Annotated in this window: 10 protein-coding genes; 8 read left to right on the plus strand and 2 right to left on the minus strand. The window is 48.3% G+C overall.

Going from position 1 to position 16,846, the window contains the following annotated elements:
• Window positions 1–155 precede the first annotated feature (155 nt).
• A complete protein-coding gene (locus V6C93_RS33370) occupies window positions 156–1,097 on the plus strand; it encodes a glycosyltransferase family 2 protein (protein WP_333480992.1) in 942 nt (313 codons plus the stop codon).
• Window positions 1,098–1,319: 222 nt separating this feature from the next.
• Here V6C93_RS33370 and V6C93_RS33375 read toward each other — a convergent pair whose 3' ends face one another.
• Window positions 1,320–2,921: a bifunctional pantoate--beta-alanine ligase/(d)CMP kinase gene (locus V6C93_RS33375; RefSeq protein WP_333480993.1), complete on the minus strand. Its 1,602-nt coding sequence runs from the start codon at window positions 2,919–2,921 to the stop codon at window positions 1,320–1,322.
• A gap of 379 nt (window positions 2,922–3,300) precedes the next feature.
• The gene (locus tag V6C93_RS33380; protein ID WP_333480994.1) at window positions 3,301–4,455 is read right to left on the minus strand and encodes a septal ring lytic transglycosylase RlpA family protein; all 1,155 of its coding nucleotides are present in this window, start codon (window positions 4,453–4,455) and stop codon (window positions 3,301–3,303) included.
• Window positions 4,456–4,964: 509 nt separating this feature from the next.
• On the opposite strand from V6C93_RS33380, the gene purM reads away from it, so the two are divergent.
• The 7 genes from purM to V6C93_RS33415 all read left to right on the plus strand — a co-directional run.
• Window positions 4,965–6,047 (plus strand): phosphoribosylformylglycinamidine cyclo-ligase, encoded by a 1,083-nt coding sequence (gene purM, locus V6C93_RS33385; protein WP_333480995.1) that lies wholly within the window; start codon window positions 4,965–4,967, stop codon window positions 6,045–6,047.
• 162 nt (window positions 6,048–6,209) lie between these two features.
• Window positions 6,210–6,680 (plus strand): MarR family transcriptional regulator, encoded by a 471-nt coding sequence (locus tag V6C93_RS33390; protein ID WP_333480996.1) that lies wholly within the window; start codon window positions 6,210–6,212, stop codon window positions 6,678–6,680.
• 224 nt (window positions 6,681–6,904) lie between these two features.
• Window positions 6,905–8,395, plus strand: a complete 1,491-nt coding sequence (locus tag V6C93_RS33395; RefSeq protein ID WP_333480997.1) for an HlyD family secretion protein — start codon at window positions 6,905–6,907, stop codon at window positions 8,393–8,395.
• Between the two features lie 111 nt (window positions 8,396–8,506).
• Window positions 8,507–9,784: an MFS transporter gene (locus V6C93_RS33400; protein WP_333480998.1), complete on the plus strand. Its 1,278-nt coding sequence runs from the start codon at window positions 8,507–8,509 to the stop codon at window positions 9,782–9,784.
• Between the two features lie 185 nt (window positions 9,785–9,969).
• Complete coding sequence (locus V6C93_RS33405; RefSeq protein WP_333480999.1) at window positions 9,970–11,601, plus strand: AAA-like domain-containing protein; 1,632 nt, start codon at window positions 9,970–9,972, stop codon at window positions 11,599–11,601.
• Window positions 11,602–11,676: 75 nt separating this feature from the next.
• Window positions 11,677–15,417: an AAA-like domain-containing protein gene (locus V6C93_RS33410; protein ID WP_333481000.1), complete on the plus strand. Its 3,741-nt coding sequence runs from the start codon at window positions 11,677–11,679 to the stop codon at window positions 15,415–15,417.
• A gap of 26 nt (window positions 15,418–15,443) precedes the next feature.
• Window positions 15,444–16,846, plus strand: a 1,403-nt coding sequence (locus V6C93_RS33415; protein ID WP_333481001.1) for a DHA2 family efflux MFS transporter permease subunit, incomplete at its 3' end; no start/stop codon positions are given.

The raw sequence follows: 16,846 nt of genomic DNA on the forward strand, positions 1-16,846 counted from the left end.
GTCAGCTAAGGCGCGATCGCCTGTAGCATCACCCCAAACAGGTGATTGCACCCATGCTCAGGATGTAACTTTCGTTACTTCATTTCCGACAGACCAGATTGAAATCATCTATTTGCAAAAGTTTTACAGGATAAAGAAGCTAAGCATACATTGTTATGGAACCCCTAGTTAGTGTCGTAATACCCACCTATTGCAGGCCACTATTGGTTAAACGGGCGGTTCAAAGTGCCCTTGCTCAAACGCTGAGTCAGATTGAAGTTATTGTTGTCATTGATGGCCCAGATCAGGCCACTCAGGAAGCGCTAACAGCGATCGATGATTCCCGGTTGAGGGTGATTGAACTACCGAACAATCAAGGGAGCTGTAGTGCTAGGAACGCTGGGGTGGATATGGCTCAAGCGAAATGGGTGGCTTTTCTAGATGATGATGACGAATGGATGCCCCACAAGCTAGAACGGCAAATTGAAGCCGTTAGACGTTCTCCGTCCGCACTGCCAATTGCCACCTGCTATCTGGTTGTGCGATCGCCTCAAGGAGAGGCCATTTGGCCAAGAAGACCTCCGACTGAGTCGGAACCGTTAAGCGAATATCTGTTTGTGCGTAATACCTTGTTCCAGGGAGAAGCACTGATCCAAACGTCCACTATCCTGACTGCCAAAGAGCTATTAAAAAAAGTTCCTTACAGAAGCAGTATGCAGAAACATGACGATTGGGACTGGCTATTGCGGGCAATCACTCAGGAAGGGGTAGGAATTGAATTTGTGTCTGAGCCGTTGTCGATCTGGTATTTAGGAGAGAACCGTCCCAGTTTGAGTAGCACTTACGATTGGCAGAGTTCATTTAACTGGATTCAAGCCGCACGAAACTTAGTAACACCCCGCGCTTATTCATCCTTCATCTTGGCAGAGGTCAGTGCGCGAGCTGCCAGAACCTATGACTGGAAAGCTTTTTGGCTTCTACTTTGGGAGGCCATTCGGCAAGGCTCACCTAAGCCAGCGGACTTATGCTTATACCTGGGTATGTGGCTAATCCCCCCACAAACCCGATGCTGGTTACGGAATGTCTTAACAAGGAAACCCAGGAGATTGGCAACTTGACCGGGTGACTTTCAATCGGGCAAGACTCTCTAGGTGAACGACCAACGCTACAGCGTAAGCTTAGCGTTTGCTCATGTTATAGCAGTCGCCAAGACGATGAGGAAAAAGCTAAAGACTGAAACCCTCGCCAGTCAATCTTTTTCCTTCTGCCTTCTGCCCTGGAGCCCTCTGCCTTTAGCTATAAAGGGAGCCTAATGCCCTTGCGGCTGATGACCCTCCGATTTATCTCATCTCTAAAGACAGTGGACTTTCTTGGAGGCTTCTGTAGTAACTAACGATGCGTTCGGTGACTTCAGCTATGCTCAGACCATCCGTTACGATTTCAATAGCATCCGCTGCCTTACGCAGTGGAGCCAAAGCACGAGTGCTATCGCGGATGTCACGCTGCTGAATATCTCGCTCTAGCTGTTCTAAACTCACGCTTAAAAGTTCTCGGTCTTTGAGGTCTTGTTGGCGTCGCCTTGCCCTTTCCTGGACAGAGGCGGTTAAAAAGATTTTGAGTTCGGCATTGGGAAAGACATGAGTACCAATGTCACGGCCTTCTACAACGATGCCGCCCTGACAACCCCAGCGCTGCTGTTGTTTGACTAAAAAGCGGCGAACAGCCGGTTGAGCGGCGATCGCAGATACATTACCCGTGACTTCCAGGGAACGAATGGCTTGGGTAACATCCTCTCCATCAATCCAAACGCGATAGCGCAGCGGTAGCGAGTTATCAGGGGTCGGTGCTGACCCTCCCTGTTCATCGTTGGTCAGATAAATTTGAGACTGGCTTACAAGTTCAGCGATTTTCGGTTCATCATCCAGGTCAATTCCCGCTTCCATCACCCGCCAAGTCACAGCGCGATACATCGCACCCGTATCTAAATGCATCAGCCCTAAAGACTGAGCCACACGGCGGGCTACTGTAGATTTACCAGCCCCCGCTGGCCCATCAATGGCAACAATGGGTTTACGGTGATATAGCAGTACGTTGTCGATTAACCGAGTTGTCCCGAAGCGTGCCGCGATCGCTAATAATCCGCAGTCATCCACTTGCTCTAACGGCTTTAGCGTTGTGGGCTGAACCAGTTCAATGTACTCAACCTGAAGTTCACTCGCCTTAGCCAATTCTGACTTAACCACCTCAATCAAACTAACACCATCGCGATCTCCTGATTTAAACAGCTTCTGGGCTTGCTGCAAAGCTTGAAATAGGACCGGTGCTTGAGCTTTTTGTGAGGGGGTCAGATACTGATTGCGGGAACTCAGAGCTAGTCCCGACGCATCTCGCACAATTGGACAGGCCACAATTTCCACTGACCCATTTAAATCGGTCATGATGCGCCGGATAATCGCTAACTGCTGTGCATCCTTCTGACCGAAATAAGCACGCTCTGGTTCTACTAAGTTCAACAGCTTCGTTACCACAGTAGCGACCCCCTGAAAATGACCTTTGCGGGAGCGACCACATAATACAGAGGTCATCGCGATTGGTGGAACGACCTGAGTGACCTGAGTACTCATGTCAGAGCTTGACAGATGATTTCCATAAAAGTCAACCACCGTTGGGGCAAAAATGGCATCAACTCCCAGCCGTTCACACTGTTGTCGATCCTCCTCCAACTGACGTGGGTATTGCTGCAAATCCTCTGTCGGTCCAAACTGTAGTGGATTCACAAAAATGCTGACAATGACCAGGCCATTTTCCTGTCTTGCCCGCTCAATTAAACTGAAGTGACCGGCATGTAAGGCTCCCATCGTTGGGACAAGACCAACGTCCGCTGTGTCGCGGTAACGTTCTAAGTAGCAGCGCAATCCCGCTGTTGTCGTAAACAGGCGCATGAGATTCTAGAATTTGGATTTTTGCTTAAATCGCCGGAATCCCATGCCTTCCCGGAGGGTGGCAATGGGAGGAGCATCACATTGATGTTAGCAATTCGATGAATTATCGCATTTTGGATTTTGCCAGCCTTGCCCTCAGGAGTTTCACAACTTCATTGGTAACATCTCTTAATCAAATCTTAAGGTTAGTCAGCCATTGATTTAACGAGACAAGCCCCCCGATTACAGCCGGAGGGCTTGTCTTCAAAATTTTAATTCTTCTCGCGGGAAGTGGCTCCCTAAAACTGGAAGGGGTTAAGCTGTCGTGCTGACCTATTGCACTTTGCTAGAAAAATGAAAGCAGTGGCAAACATTAGAGCAGAGGCTTCCCTATGCCCTATTAGTAGTTGTCAGACGCTACCGTTTGTGGATCGGCTTGTTGATCACCTAAAACCTGCACCTGTACGGGCGCAATGCCAGTTTGCATGACTCCCAGTACTCTAGCAGCCGCTGCTGAAAGGTCAATAACTCGACCTCTTACAAACGGCCCACGGTCATTAATCCGTACAACAGTAGATCGCCCGTTGTTGAGGTTAGTTACTAAAACTTTGGTTCCAAACGGTAAAGAGCGGTGGGCGGCGGTCATCGCATTCTGGTTGTAGATTTCGCCACTCGCGCTCCGATTACCGTGAAATCCAGGGCCGTACCAAGAAGCAATGCCCCGAATCTCAGATCGAACCGACGATCTGAGGGCAACTTGTGCCGCGCGACGCTGTTTCGGCATCCCAGCAACTTCCCGCAACGGTGGAGCATTGCCGATCAGGCGGCGGAGGCGATTAGTGGCTTGCAGCGCGTCTTGAGCGAGGTTTCTTGTTGTATCTGGCAGAAATGTTCTCTCGTTGACTTGAACGACCTCTTGACCATTCACTTCGATGTTAAAGGCTTTGTCCTGAGCATTCCAACGCACAGCGATCGCCTTAGCATCTACCTGAGATCGATACAGTTGATTCAGCTTAGCGGCAACGGCTGTAGCCCGCCAAACGGGGTTATTGTCCATCTCCAACCCATCGGACGCTGCACTGTACTGCTTGTTCCCTTCCAGTTCGCCTGGTCTGTACCCTCTGTCTTGGACACCAGGCTGGCGAGAAGCGGTCTTTGTTGCACGAGCAGGGGTTGCTCCTACTTGGATTCTCTGAGCATTAGCCGGACGGGAATCCCAGAACGTCAGGACAGGAATATCACGGACATACAGGATCGCGACCTGACGCCCCGTGGATTCATAGGCTTGAATTTTTGCAATGGCTTCGGCTGGTGCTACGGCGGCTGGTCTCGAAGACTGCATCTCCCCAACTTTAACCACTTCTTTCTGCTGAACCCGTGGTTGCTTTGAGGCAGGGGTCGCTGTCGTTGTTCGCTGCCGTACCTGGGTCGCCGATAAGCTACTCTCGGACGCTTGGTCTGGATTACTCACTTGTTGAGCTTGACCAGCGGTTGCTGTTCCCAGGGTTGTGATCAGGAGAGTAGCGCTGAGGCCACTCAAAATTCGTTGATTCATAAGTCCGTTGTCAAAAGCTATTTGGAATTCGAGGTCTTGTGCTTCTGGTTGTGAAGCTTGTGAAAAGGCAATCTCCCCATTAACTCGTACTCGTTCCGCGTTCGCTCTGTTTTCTTGAACTGCAACAGACTAACATGAAGTTTTGCGTTTGGGGATCAGGGATCTTTGGGAGTGATACGCAACTTTATCAAATCTTAAAATTCTCATTTTCCTTAGAGCCTTTGTCCTACAAGAGTTTTAGCTTTTTATTTCTTTCCGGAAAAATTCTTGAACTTTATCAAAACTTTACATAAATTGTCTCGACTTTGTGGACAAAGCGAGTAGGTTGGACGGTTGAAGTTTACTTCAAGTTTCCCTAGCGAAGTCGGCATGAGCCTAGACGTGGGCATAGCGACAACCTCCCGATAGTGACGAGAGGCGCTTTACTTTCCCATCTGCCAACTTTTAACGCCACAATCAACGTGTAAAATACATCCTGCATCTCTAAACCAAAACCTTGTTGTTGTTCGATGGATTATCGAGAAGCCGGTGTCGATGTTGAGGCAGGTCGAGCTTTTGTAGAGCGAATCCGTAGCCTGGTGCAAAGTACGCACCGCCCTGAAGTATTGGGTGGGTTTGGCGGCTTTAGTGGTTACTTTCAGCTGCCCGTGGGGTATCGGGAACCCGTTTTGGTATCGGGAACCGATGGCGTCGGAACCAAGCTAAAACTTGCTCAAGACCTCAATTGTCATGACACAGTTGGGATTGACCTGGTAGCCATGTGTGTCAATGATGTTTTAACCTCCGGGGCAGAACCGCTGTTTTTCTTGGACTATTTGGCGACCGGCAAGCTCAAGTCCGAACAACTGACTCAGGTGGTTGCTGGTATTACACAAGGGTGTCGCCTCGCTGGATGCGCTTTGTTGGGAGGGGAGACAGCGGAAATGCCAGGTTTCTACCAACCCGGAGAATATGACTTGGCGGGGTTTTGTGTGGGAATTGTCGACAAGAGCGAATTGCTGGACGGTTCTCAAGTGCAGGTGGGAGATGTGGCTATTGGTTTAGCAAGTCACGGTGTCCACAGTAACGGTTTTAGTTTGGTGCGGAAAATCGTTAACGAGTCTCCGGCAATGACGCCACTCCTGGAGAAGACGGCTGTTGAAGGTGTGGAGGATAGCACCCTGAAGTGGCACGTCTGCCCAGAACAGCTGGGGGGTGACAGCCTAGGTAAAGTTTTGTTAAATCCTACTCAGATTTACGTCAAACCGATTTTGGATGCCCGTCGTGCTGGGATTAATATTCATGGCATGGCTCATATCACGGGCGGGGGTTTACCAGAAAACTTACCTCGCTGTCTTGGTGTTGGTCAATCGGTTCAAATTGAACCCAACAGTTGGGTACTTCCACCGATTTTTCAGTGGCTGGCTGAGGCGGGTCAGGTTAGTGCTGAGAGTATGTTTAATACGTTCAACATGGGGATTGGGTTTGTGGTACTTGTCCCGCCAGAGCAGGCCGAGGAGGCTCGTCGATGGTTTGAGGCGCGGGAGGTTGCTGCGTATAGGATTGGTGAGGTGATTGAGGGAACGGGTGAGGTGATTGGCTTACCTTTTTGATAAGTTCGGAATGGGAGTTTAACGAACCACAGAGACTCAGAGGGCACGGAGAGGGGAAGGGGAGAGAAGGAGAGCCGTTTTTCGATAGCTCAGAGCTGGTATTGGTCAGAGATGCAAAAAAGAGGTTATACTAATAGTACGCATACGAAGCAATAGTTTTTCATGCTCTCTATTTCTTCTGGGAATCATAGACCGTTGGCGGCTTGGGAAGAGGTTCTTGCTCCCCAGAATCTGGGCTACCGGATTAAGCTGTTTTCCCAGTTGCTGAGTCGCACATTTCATGAGCGATTGGAGCCGTTTGGCTTGACTTCTTTTCACTGGGTCGTCCTGTGCTGTTTGTGGCAGGAGGACGGTTTGGCAACGTCTACCCTTGGGGAAAGACTGCAACAGGTGGGAGGTACCTTAACCGGGGTAATCGATCGCATGGAGGAACGAGGGTTAGTCCGTCGGGAACGTGACCCGCATGATCGCCGAATCTGTCGGATCTGGCTCACCGAGGCAGGCAAGGCACTTGAACAGGTACTGCCGCCCATTGCGAGAGAGATTTTTCAGCAGGCAATGACAGGCATTTCCCTCGCTGAGCAAGAACGGCTATCACAACTCATTGATCGGCTGATTGCTAATCTTTCCTAAAAGCTTTACCTAAGTTAGAGGCTTAGCTCACCCAAGCGGGGGATTCCCAAACGCTCTAAGTATTGCTACCTTAATATTACGTACCCTAAATAACTGAATACTAAAGTTTCATTTCTCAGAAAATATACCAAACGTAATACTACGCACTCTAAACAAAAGCTTGCTTAGCTAATTTGCAACTTTCCGACAACCATCCAAACGAGGAAATCAAAGGGATCACTACTATGGAACGCTCCAATAATGGCTCACTAAACGGACGAGCATCGACAGTTGTAGTAGAAAAACCGCTTTTAGAAGCTGAGCCTTTAACGAGTACTCAGGTAGCAGTCGCTCCTCCCTCAGAAGCACCTGCGGTTCATCAAGAGCCAGAAGTCGAATCGGTTCAGCCGCTTATGCCTGAACCCACGCCGAAGAAGAAAAATCGCAAACCTTTGATTTTTGCGATCGCAGGAATTGGCGCAATTGTGGCGGGTAACTTTGGCTACAACTGGTGGCAATACACCTCCACTCACGAAGAAACCGACAACGCCACCGTTGCGGGTCATATTCACCAAGTCAGTAGCCGAATCAATGGCACTGTTTCCGAGATTGAGGTGAATGATAACCAGTTGGTCAAACAGGGACAGTTGTTAGTCAAACTTGACCCCCGTGACTTTGAAACCAAAGCGCTACAAGCACAAGCCGCGCTGGAAGCAGCTAAACGTCAGGCGAATGCTGCACAGGCGACGATTCCGCTAGCCGCAGAAACCACCCAAGCTAAAACCGTTCAAGCACAGGGAGATGTAACCGCCGCAACATCTGCTATTTCCACCGCTCAAGCCGCTGTTGAAGAGGCGAAAACGGCAATTCCTTCAGCTCAAGCCGCCGTTGCTGAGGCTCAAGCGGGGATTCCTGCGGCTCAAGCTCAGGTGTCTCAAGCCGATGCGACATTGCAGAAGGCTCAAACCGATTACAACCGTTACGCTAATCTTTATCAGCAAGGCGCTATCGCCCGCCAGCAGTTAGACACGGCTAAAGCGGCTTATGAAGTTGCTCGTGCGCAAAAGAACGCAGCTGAGCAGGGAGTACAGCAAGCTCAGGCAAGACTCGCTCAAGCCAGACAAGGCGTCGCCAGAGCTCAGTCCCAACTTGCCCAAGCTCAAGAAGGGGTTGCCAGTGCTAGAGCTAAACTCACAGCCTCTCAGGGCGGATTGCAACAGGCTACCGCTAGCGGGCAACAAACACAAGTGAACCGTGCTCAGTACGCAGCGGCACAATCTGCGATCGCACAAGCTGAAGCCTCGCTTAAAGACGCCCAACTCCAGCTTTCTTACACCAATATCGTCGCACCCAGTAGCGGACGCATCGGTCGCAAAACCATAGAAGTAGGGCAGCGGGTACAACCTGGAAGCCCTTTAATGGCTATTGTAGAGAGCGACTACTGGGTAACGGCAAACTTCAAAGAAACTCAGTTGGAAGAGATTAAGCCAGGGCAAGAGGTAGAGATTAAACTCGATGCTTTTCCACATCACATTTTTAAAGGTCGTGTTGATAGCGTCTCACCAGCCTCCGGTTCTCAATTTGCCCTCCTCCCTCCGGATAATGCTACGGGTAACTTCACCAAAATTGTGCAACGGATTCCGGTGAAAATCATCTTCGATTCTCAGAGTATTCAGGGCTATGAGTCGCGAATTACTCCAGGGATGTCAGCCGTTGTTAGTGTGGAACATAAATAGTAATTCACAACAAGAATTGGTCTAGGATACCAATTGCTAATCTTACTTGAAGTAGAGTTTAAAATTACTAATCCTTGACACGCTTACTGGAGTTATAATTAGGCTCTTTAAATGGATTTAGGTGTATCAAAATTAAAGCCAATTTTGCGGGCTTTTGAGTCAAGAAATTATCGTTTATTCTTCGCAGGACAAGCCATTTCGCTGATTGGCACTTGGATGACTCAACTCGCTACGGTTTGGCTGGTTTATCGGTTAACCAACTCGGCTTTGTTATTAGGAGTTGTTGGATTTTCGAGCCAAATCCCAAATTTTGTGCTGGCTCCCTTTGGAGGAATTCTGGTTGATCGCTGGAATCGTCACCGGATTTTGATTGCCACTCAAGCCCTCTCCATGCTCCAATCTTTAGCCTTAGCTTTTTTGGCATTGACGGGTACGGTTGATATTTGGCATATTATTCTGTTGAGTCTTTTTCAAGGTTTTATCAATGCCGTTGACTCTCCGGCTCGTCAGGCTTTTGTCACAGAAATTATTGATAAAAGAGAGAATTTAGGCAATGCGATCGCGTTGAATTCCTCTGTTTTCAATGGAGCTAGATTAGTTGGGCCAGCTATTGCGGGCTTACTCATTGCTAGCGTGGGAGCTGGTGTATGTTTTCTGATTGATGGACTCAGCTATATTGCCGTCATTGCGGGCTTGTTAGCGATGAAACTCAAGCCGAGAACAATTGCACCTCAAACAGCAAACGTCTGGCAACGATTAAAAGAAGGATTTAACTATGCCTTTGGCTTTCCACCAATTCGAGCGATTTTACTCCTGCTATCCTTATTCAGTTTTATGGGTATGCCCTATACCGTTTTGGTACCCATCTTCGCTACAAAAATTCTTCAGGGTGGGGCTGAAACGTTGGGATTTCTCATGGCAGCTGTGGGAGTAGGTGCATTAATGGGAGGAATTTACCTAAGTTCTCGACAAAGTGTGGTGGGTTTAGGAAAAATTATTGCCTTTTCTCCCGCCGTCTTAGGGATGGGACTGATTATTTTTTCTCAGTCTCGTATCCTCTGGTTGTCCTTACTCATGATGTTGATTGTTGGCTGTGCCTCCATTCTGCAAATTGCCTCTAGTAATACAATTTTACAAACCATTGTAGAAGAGGATAAGCGTGGGCGATTGATGAGTTTTTACACGATGGCTTTCTTAGGCGTATTACCCTTTGGTAATTTAGCTTCAGGTGCTTTAGCCAGTTGCATCGGTGCGCCTAATACAGTCATGATGGGTGGGTTATTCTGTATTTTAGGTTCCCTAATATTTGCGCAACAGCTACCCAAATTGAGACATTTAATTCGTCCCATATACCATAAGATTGGCTTGATTCCTAAGTCTTCTTCATAAGGGATAAATGAATGTTTGGGAATTGATTATTGTTTAAATAGGTTAATTTGTAATAAGAGTTACATTTCTGATTTCAAGGCAGAGCGAGCAGCTAAGCTGGGGCTATAGGCAATCACAAGAGTTGTTACTCTAGTGAAATTGACTAAAGTAGGATAGAGATCACAAAAAACTAGCAGAATTAGGCAATGTCCCTAGAATTTCCCTGTGGTCCAGTGCCGCTCAAGTCTTACGCTTACATCTGTCGCCCCCCAATTGAGGAGCTAGCTTACCAAGAAATCAGTAAACCAGGGAGCGTCATCCGGATTAAAGCCCCGAAGCAGATGGGGAAAACGTCCTTAGTGCTACGTCTACTCGATCAGGCTCAGGGAGCAGACTACCACACTGTCTATTTAGATTTCCAGCAAGCAGACGAGTCAGTTTTTAATTCCCTCGATAAATTTTTGCGCTGGTTTTGTGCCAATGTCAGTCAGCAGTTACGGCTAAAACCGATGCTCGATGAGTATTGGGATGAGGATATTGGGAGTAAGGTTAGCTGTACCCTTTATTTCCAAGCGTATCTGCTCCCAGAAATAGACAGACCGCTAGTCTTGGCTTTAAATGAAGTCAACCGCATCTTCGAGTATCCTAAAATTGCCCAAGACTTTCTGGCCTTGTTGCGATCGTGGTACGAAGAAGCGAAACAAGTTGAGATTTTGGAAAAACTTCGCTTAGTTGTAGTCCACTCTACAGAAGTTTATATTACCTTAAATATTAATCAATCTCCCTTTAATGTCGGGCTACCGATTAAGTTACCAGAGTTTAGTTGGGAGCAAGTACAGGATTTAGCACGGCTTTATGGACTAGAGTGGACAGATGGTTCTCAAGCGAGGACGCTCATGGCAATGGTGGGGGGACATCCCTATTTAGTGCAACTCGCTCTTTATCACCTAGTTAACTCCTCCGAGCCAAGTCTAGAGCAGTTATTATCAGAAGCACCTACCATCACCGGAATTTATAGTACTCACTTGCGAGGACTTTATTATACGTTGCAAACCAACCTAGAACTTGCAAGTGCATTTAAAAAGGTGATTATGGCTCAGGACAGTGTGGAATTAAATCCCCTAATGGCGTACAAGTTAGAAAGTCTGGGACTGGTGAAGCTGGCGGGGAATCGATGTACTGTATCGTGCGAGTTGTATCGTTTGTATTTTGCTTCACAAAACATAGAGGGGGCAAATTTGCAGGAGCAGGTTTTGGCCTTGCAGACACAGAACCAAGAGTTGCGACGGTTACAGGACATAGATGAACTCACTCAAGTCGCTAATCGACAGTGCTTTAAAAGATACCTAGAACAACAGTGGCAAAGCTTAATGCATAAAAAAGCTCCTCTGTCTTTGATTTTATTGGATATTGATTATCTCAAAATTTACAATAACGCTTTTGGTTATGAAGGAGGAAATGAGTGTTTACAGGAAATCGTCGCGGCTATCTGTGACGTGGTGAGTCATGTTGCTCATTTAGTCGCTCGGTATGAAGATGATAAGTTCACCGTGCTTCTGCCCCACACAAATGCTTCTAGCGCTTTCTTCCTTGCCGAAAGAATCCGAGAAGATGTTAAAAATTTAGCTATTTTACAGAACCCCAGCGTCGGTGGTCTGCCCAATTCTGTTGTGACGGTAAGTTTGGGAGTTGCTTGTACCATTCCTAAGTTTGAAGACTCTCCAGTCAGCTTGGTGCGTGCAGCGGAAGAGGCTTTTAGTCAATCAAAAAGAGAGGGGCGCGATCGCACTTCAGTTAGCTCCATTTTAAAATATGGATTTGAACTTAATGCTCCATGACCAAAAAGGTCTAAACCCCCAGAGTGAAAGTTATGGGGACAATCCAAAATCCAAAATCCTCGCATCCAAAATCGAATGACCTATGACCACTATCAAGTTGGTGGGAGCCTCGCCACTGGTGCTCCTAGCTATGTCAGACGAATGGCTGATGAGGAACTTTATCAAGCCTTAAAAGCCGGAGACTTTTGTTACGTACTTAACTCCCGGCAAATGGGCAAGTCTTCAGTCTTGGTGCAAAGTAGGCATCGCTTGTCTCAAGAGGGATATCGCTGCACAACTATCGATATGACCCGTATCGGTAGTGAAAATATCACCGCTGACCAGTGGTATAAAGGTATTGTTACTGAGTTATGGCGCGGGTTTAATCTTTTAGGACAACTCAACTTAAAATCCTGGTGGCGTGAGGAAGACGCTATCTCGGTTCTTCAGCGCTTGAGTAATTTTATTGAAGATGTATTATTCGTAAAATTAAAGAACGATAGACTGGTTATTTTTGTTGATGAAATTGATAGTATTCTCAGTCTCAATTTTTCAGTAGACGATTTTTTTGCCCTAATTAGATTCTGCTACAATCAGCGGGCGCTTAATCCAGAATACAATCGCCTTTCCTTTGCTATCTTTGGCGTCGCGACCCCTTCGGATTTAATTGTTGAGCGAAAGCGAACTCCTTTTAATATTGGCAAAGCCATAGAATTACAAGGGTTCCAACTCGATGAAGCAAGAGTCTTAGCTCAAGGGTTAGAGGGAAAAGTCAGTTACCCCATCGCCGTAATTTCAGAAATATTAGCTTGGACAGGTGGACAACCATTCCTTACTCAGAAGTTGTGTCAATTAGTACACAGGTTGGTAGAAACAAGGGTCAGCGAGTCAGAGACAAGTGGCGACCTTCTGACGCTTCCTCGTGGAACTGAAGCTTTTTGGGTAGAGTCAGTAGTCCGTAAATACATCATCCACAAATGGGAATCCCAAGATGAGCCCGAACATCTGAGGACAATACGCGATCGCATCCTGAGAAATGAGCAACACGCGGGCAGATTGCTAGGTATCTATCAGCAAATCTTACAGGGCGTGGAAATCGAAACAGATGATAGTCGAGAACAAATCGAACTCCTTCTCTCAGGGTTAGTGGTCAAGCAGCAGGGGTATTTGAGCGTAAGAAACCGGATTTATCGGGAAGTTTTCGACCTAGGATGGATAGAAAAACAATTAACGTCTCTTCGTCCTTATTCCCAAGCCGTTGATGCTTGGGTCGCCTCAAAACAACAGGATGAATCGCGGCTCTTGCGCGGACAAGCATTGAGAGATGCCCAAACTTGGTCGCAGGGCAAAAGTTTAAGTGACTTGGATTATCAATTTTTAGCCAAGAGCGAAGAATTAGATCGACTCGAAGTTCAAAAATCCTTAGAGGCGGCACGGGCGAAGGAAGTTGAAGCCCGATTGCTAGAGGAAGGCAAGAGACTCGCTCAAGAGAAAAAGGCTGCCAGACGACAAAAGGTTTTGATTGCCGCACTGAGTATAGCCTTAGCGATCGCAATTGGGTTAGGGGTGGCGGCTGTCTTGGAGTCCGAGAAAGCAACTCAAAGTGAGATTAAAGCCATTGCCACGTCTTCGGAAGCCCTGTTTGCCTCAAATCAACGATTGGACGCACTAGTAGCCGCCATTCGAGCCAAGCAAAGACTGCACAAGTTAGGTAGGGTAGACCCGAATACCGAGACTCAGGTTGAAACGTTACTCAGGCGAGCCGTCTATGGAATAAGAGAACATAACCGCTTGTCAGGGCATCGTAATGGAGTTTACTCCGTAATGTTCAGCCCCGACGGTCAGCTCATTGCTTCTGCCAGTGAGGACAAAACGCTCAAGCTCTGGAAACCTGATGGCACATTGGTGACAACGCTGGAAGGACATACCGATAAAGTTCGGGAATTGGCCTTTAGCCCCGATGGTCAGCTGATCGCCTCAGCGAGTGCAGATAAGACGGTCAAACTCTGGAAACACAATGGCACGGACAGTTACCAAGTAAAGCCCCTACGGACGTTGAACGGGCATAGTAAGGACGTGAGCGGAGTGGCGTTCAGTCCCGATGGTCAGCTGATCGCCTCTGCGAGTTGGGATAAGACAATCAAACTCTGGAAACTTGACGGCACCTTGGTTACAACCATCAAAGGACATAGCGATCGCATTTGGAAAGTAGCATTTAGCCCAGATGGTCAGCTGATCGCCTCTGGCAGTTGGGACAAGACAGTTAAACTCTGGAAACTTGATGGCACGTTAGTGACAACCCTCACAGGTCATAGCGACAGTGTGAACGGCATCGCGTTCAGCCCTGATGGTAAGACCCTGGCTTCATCCAGTTTGGACGGCACCGTCAAACTCTGGAACATTGACCCAGTTCTAAGATGGAAGCAAGCGCCCACAGCTTTAGGGAGCACAGCTAATCCAAAATTCAAAATCCAAAATCCAAAATCGAATGACAGCAGGGCAGGCACCTGGAAATCATCAGAGGAGGCACAGCCCCTACAAACCCTCAAAGGTCATAGTGATGGAGTTTACGGAGTGGCCTTTAGTCCCGATGGTCAGACCCTTGCCTCTGCCAGTTGGGACAATACAGTCAAACTCTGGAGGCGCGACGGCATTCTTGGCAAAGCACTGGAGTTGACCACCCTCAAGGGACATACCGATGGGGTGTGGGCTGTTGCATTCAGTCCCAATGGTCAAACCCTTGCTTCATCCAGTTTGGACAGCACCGTTAAACTCTGGCAGCTGAACGGCAACCTGCCGAAAACTCCGGCGTTGACCACTCTGATTTATCACGGTGAGTCCGTTTGGGGAATCAGTTGGAGTCCCGATAGTCAGCTCATCGCTTCGGCGGGTTGGGACAGTATGGTTAAACTTTGGCAACTGGAAGCTAAGACAGGCACAGGAACAGTACCCCTACAAACCCTCACAGGCCATAAAGATGTCGTTTGGGCTGTTGCATTCAGCCCCGACAGTCAACTCATCGCCTCTGCCAGTCGAGACAAGACGGTCAAACTCTGGAAACTGGGTGGTATGGCAAGTACCCGGAGTTCATACCAAGAGGCAGTGCCCCTACAAACCCTGAAGGGGCATAGCAACTCGGTTTGGGGCGTCGCGTTCAGTCCAGATGGTCAGCTCATTGCCTCTGCGAGTGAGGACAAGACAATCAAACTCTGGAATAAAGATGGTACCTTACTCAGAACCCTCAAGGGGCACACCGACGGGGTTTGGAGCCTTGCATTTAGTCCTGACGGTCAGACCCTTGCTTCGGGAAGTTGGGACAAGACGGTCAAACTCTGGAATCGGGATGGGACTTTACTGACAACGTTGGTAGGGCACCACGATCAGGTTTACGACATTGCGTTTAGTCCCGATGGTCAAACGATCGCTTCAGCCAGTTGGGACAAGACAATCAAATTGTGGAAGCGTGACGGTCGCTTACTAAAAACACTCAGAGGACATCGCGATCGCGTTTACAGTATCGCCTTCAGTCCCGACGGAAAACTCCTCGCTTCAGCAAGTTGGGACAAAACGGTCAAACTATGGCATGAGGACGGTACTTTACTGACGACGCTGGAAGGACATCGCGATCGCGTTTATCGAGTCGCGTTTAGCCCTAATGGTAAGGTAATCGCTTCGGCAGGTGCGGACAAGACCGTGATTCTTTGGAATTTGGAGCAGGTTGTAGGCCTCGATCAGGTACTCGCTTCTGGTTGTAATTGGGTGCGAGATTATCTCAGGACGAATGTAGAGGTAGAAAAGAAGGATAACCCTTGCAGGATGCTTCGCTATCCAAGCTAACCATCATCGAAGAAAGCAGGTTTCACATGACTGATACAGGTGCAATCAAAAAGCCAGAGCAAACGCCCCCCTCAGCGCAAGTTTCCCCAAAAACCTGGATTGGCCTGATGGGGGCAATGCTGGGTGCCTTCATGGCGGTTTTGGATATTCAGATTACCAACTCGTCACTGCAAGAAATTCAGGCCGCGTTGGGTGCCTCGCTGGAGGAGGGGTCTTGGATTTCTACAGCTTATTTAGTGGCGGAGGTGGTAGTTATTCCCCTGACCGGCTGGTTGTCCCAGGTATTTTCGGTACGCCGATATCTATTATTTAATACCACCCTGTTTATTTTCTTCTCCATTTGCTGTGCGTGGTCGGTGAATCTGCCGATGATGATTGGGTTCCGCGCCTTGCAAGGATTCACGGGAGGGGTGCTGATTCCGATGGCCTTGACCATTGTGTTGACCATGTTACCCCCCGCTAAACAGCCGATAGGGATGGCGCTGTTTGCGATTACCGCCACCTTTGCACCCTCAATTGGCCCAACCTTGGGAGGATGGCTGACGGATAACTTGGGTTGGCAGTACAACTTCTATTTGAACGTGATTCCTGGCATCCTGATGATGAGTGCGATCGTGTATGCGATTCCCGCCAAACCGATGCAACTGAATTTGTTGAAGGGAGGCGATTGGTGGGGGATTATCTCGATGGCAATTGGTTTAGGTTCCTTGGAGGTAGTTTTAGAAGAGGGGAACCGCAAAGACTGGTTTGCTTCCCAGGAGATTTCCCAGTTAGCGATCGTTGCTGCCGTCTTCCTATCCCTCTTCTTGTGGATTGAGTTGACCCGGAGGCGACCGTTTATCAATTTGCGCTTGTTATTGCGTCGCAACTTCGGCATCGGTAGTATTGCGGCTCTTTCCTTGGGACTGGGACTATTCGGCTCGATCTATATTTTGCCGCTCTATCTCTCCAGAATTCAGGGCTACACCGCTATGCAAATTGGCGAAGTAATTATGTGGTCGGGACTGCCGCAACTGTTTTTAATTCCCTTTGTGCCGAAACTGATGCAACGCTTCGATGCTCGTTACATAGCCGCGATCGGATTTAGTCTATTTGCCGTGAGTTGTTTTATGAACTCCCAGATGACTCATGAGACGGGTATCGAGCAATTACGCTGGTCTCAACTGGTTCGTGCAGCAGGACAACCCCTGATGATTGTACCGCTGACTTCGATTACCACAGGTGGGATTGAACCTGCACAGGCGGGTTCTGCCTCTGGTTTGTTTAACATGCTGCGGAACTTAGGGGGGTCGATTGGGATTGCCATCTTATCCACACTGCTGACGCGCAGAGAGCAGTTTCACTCAAATCGGATTGGTGAGGCGGTTTCGGTATTTGACCCAGAGACGCAGCAGCGAATTGAGCAGCTGACGCAGGCGTTTATTGGTAA

Origin of the sequence: Allocoleopsis sp. (assembly GCF_036703385.1) — a bacterium.
Lineage (GTDB): Bacteria > Cyanobacteriota > Cyanobacteriia > Cyanobacteriales > Coleofasciculaceae > Allocoleopsis.

What these genes read in the sequence shown, in the direction of transcription:
- V6C93_RS33370 (WP_333480992.1), top strand. Translation starts at nt 156, where the DNA reads ATGGAACCCCTAGTTAGTGTCGTAATACCCACCTATTGCAGGCCACTA.
- V6C93_RS33375 (WP_333480993.1), bottom strand. Translation starts at nt 2,921, where the DNA reads ATGCGCCTGTTTACGACAACAGCGGGATTGCGCTGCTACTTAGAACGT.
- V6C93_RS33380 (WP_333480994.1), bottom strand. Translation starts at nt 4,455, where the DNA reads ATGAATCAACGAATTTTGAGTGGCCTCAGCGCTACTCTCCTGATCACA.
- purM (WP_333480995.1), top strand. Translation starts at nt 4,965, where the DNA reads ATGGATTATCGAGAAGCCGGTGTCGATGTTGAGGCAGGTCGAGCTTTT.
- V6C93_RS33390 (WP_333480996.1), top strand. Translation starts at nt 6,210, where the DNA reads ATGCTCTCTATTTCTTCTGGGAATCATAGACCGTTGGCGGCTTGGGAA.
- V6C93_RS33395 (WP_333480997.1), top strand. Translation starts at nt 6,905, where the DNA reads ATGGAACGCTCCAATAATGGCTCACTAAACGGACGAGCATCGACAGTT.
- V6C93_RS33400 (WP_333480998.1), top strand. Translation starts at nt 8,507, where the DNA reads ATGGATTTAGGTGTATCAAAATTAAAGCCAATTTTGCGGGCTTTTGAG.
- V6C93_RS33405 (WP_333480999.1), top strand. Translation starts at nt 9,970, where the DNA reads ATGTCCCTAGAATTTCCCTGTGGTCCAGTGCCGCTCAAGTCTTACGCT.
- V6C93_RS33410 (WP_333481000.1), top strand. Translation starts at nt 11,677, where the DNA reads ATGACCTATGACCACTATCAAGTTGGTGGGAGCCTCGCCACTGGTGCT.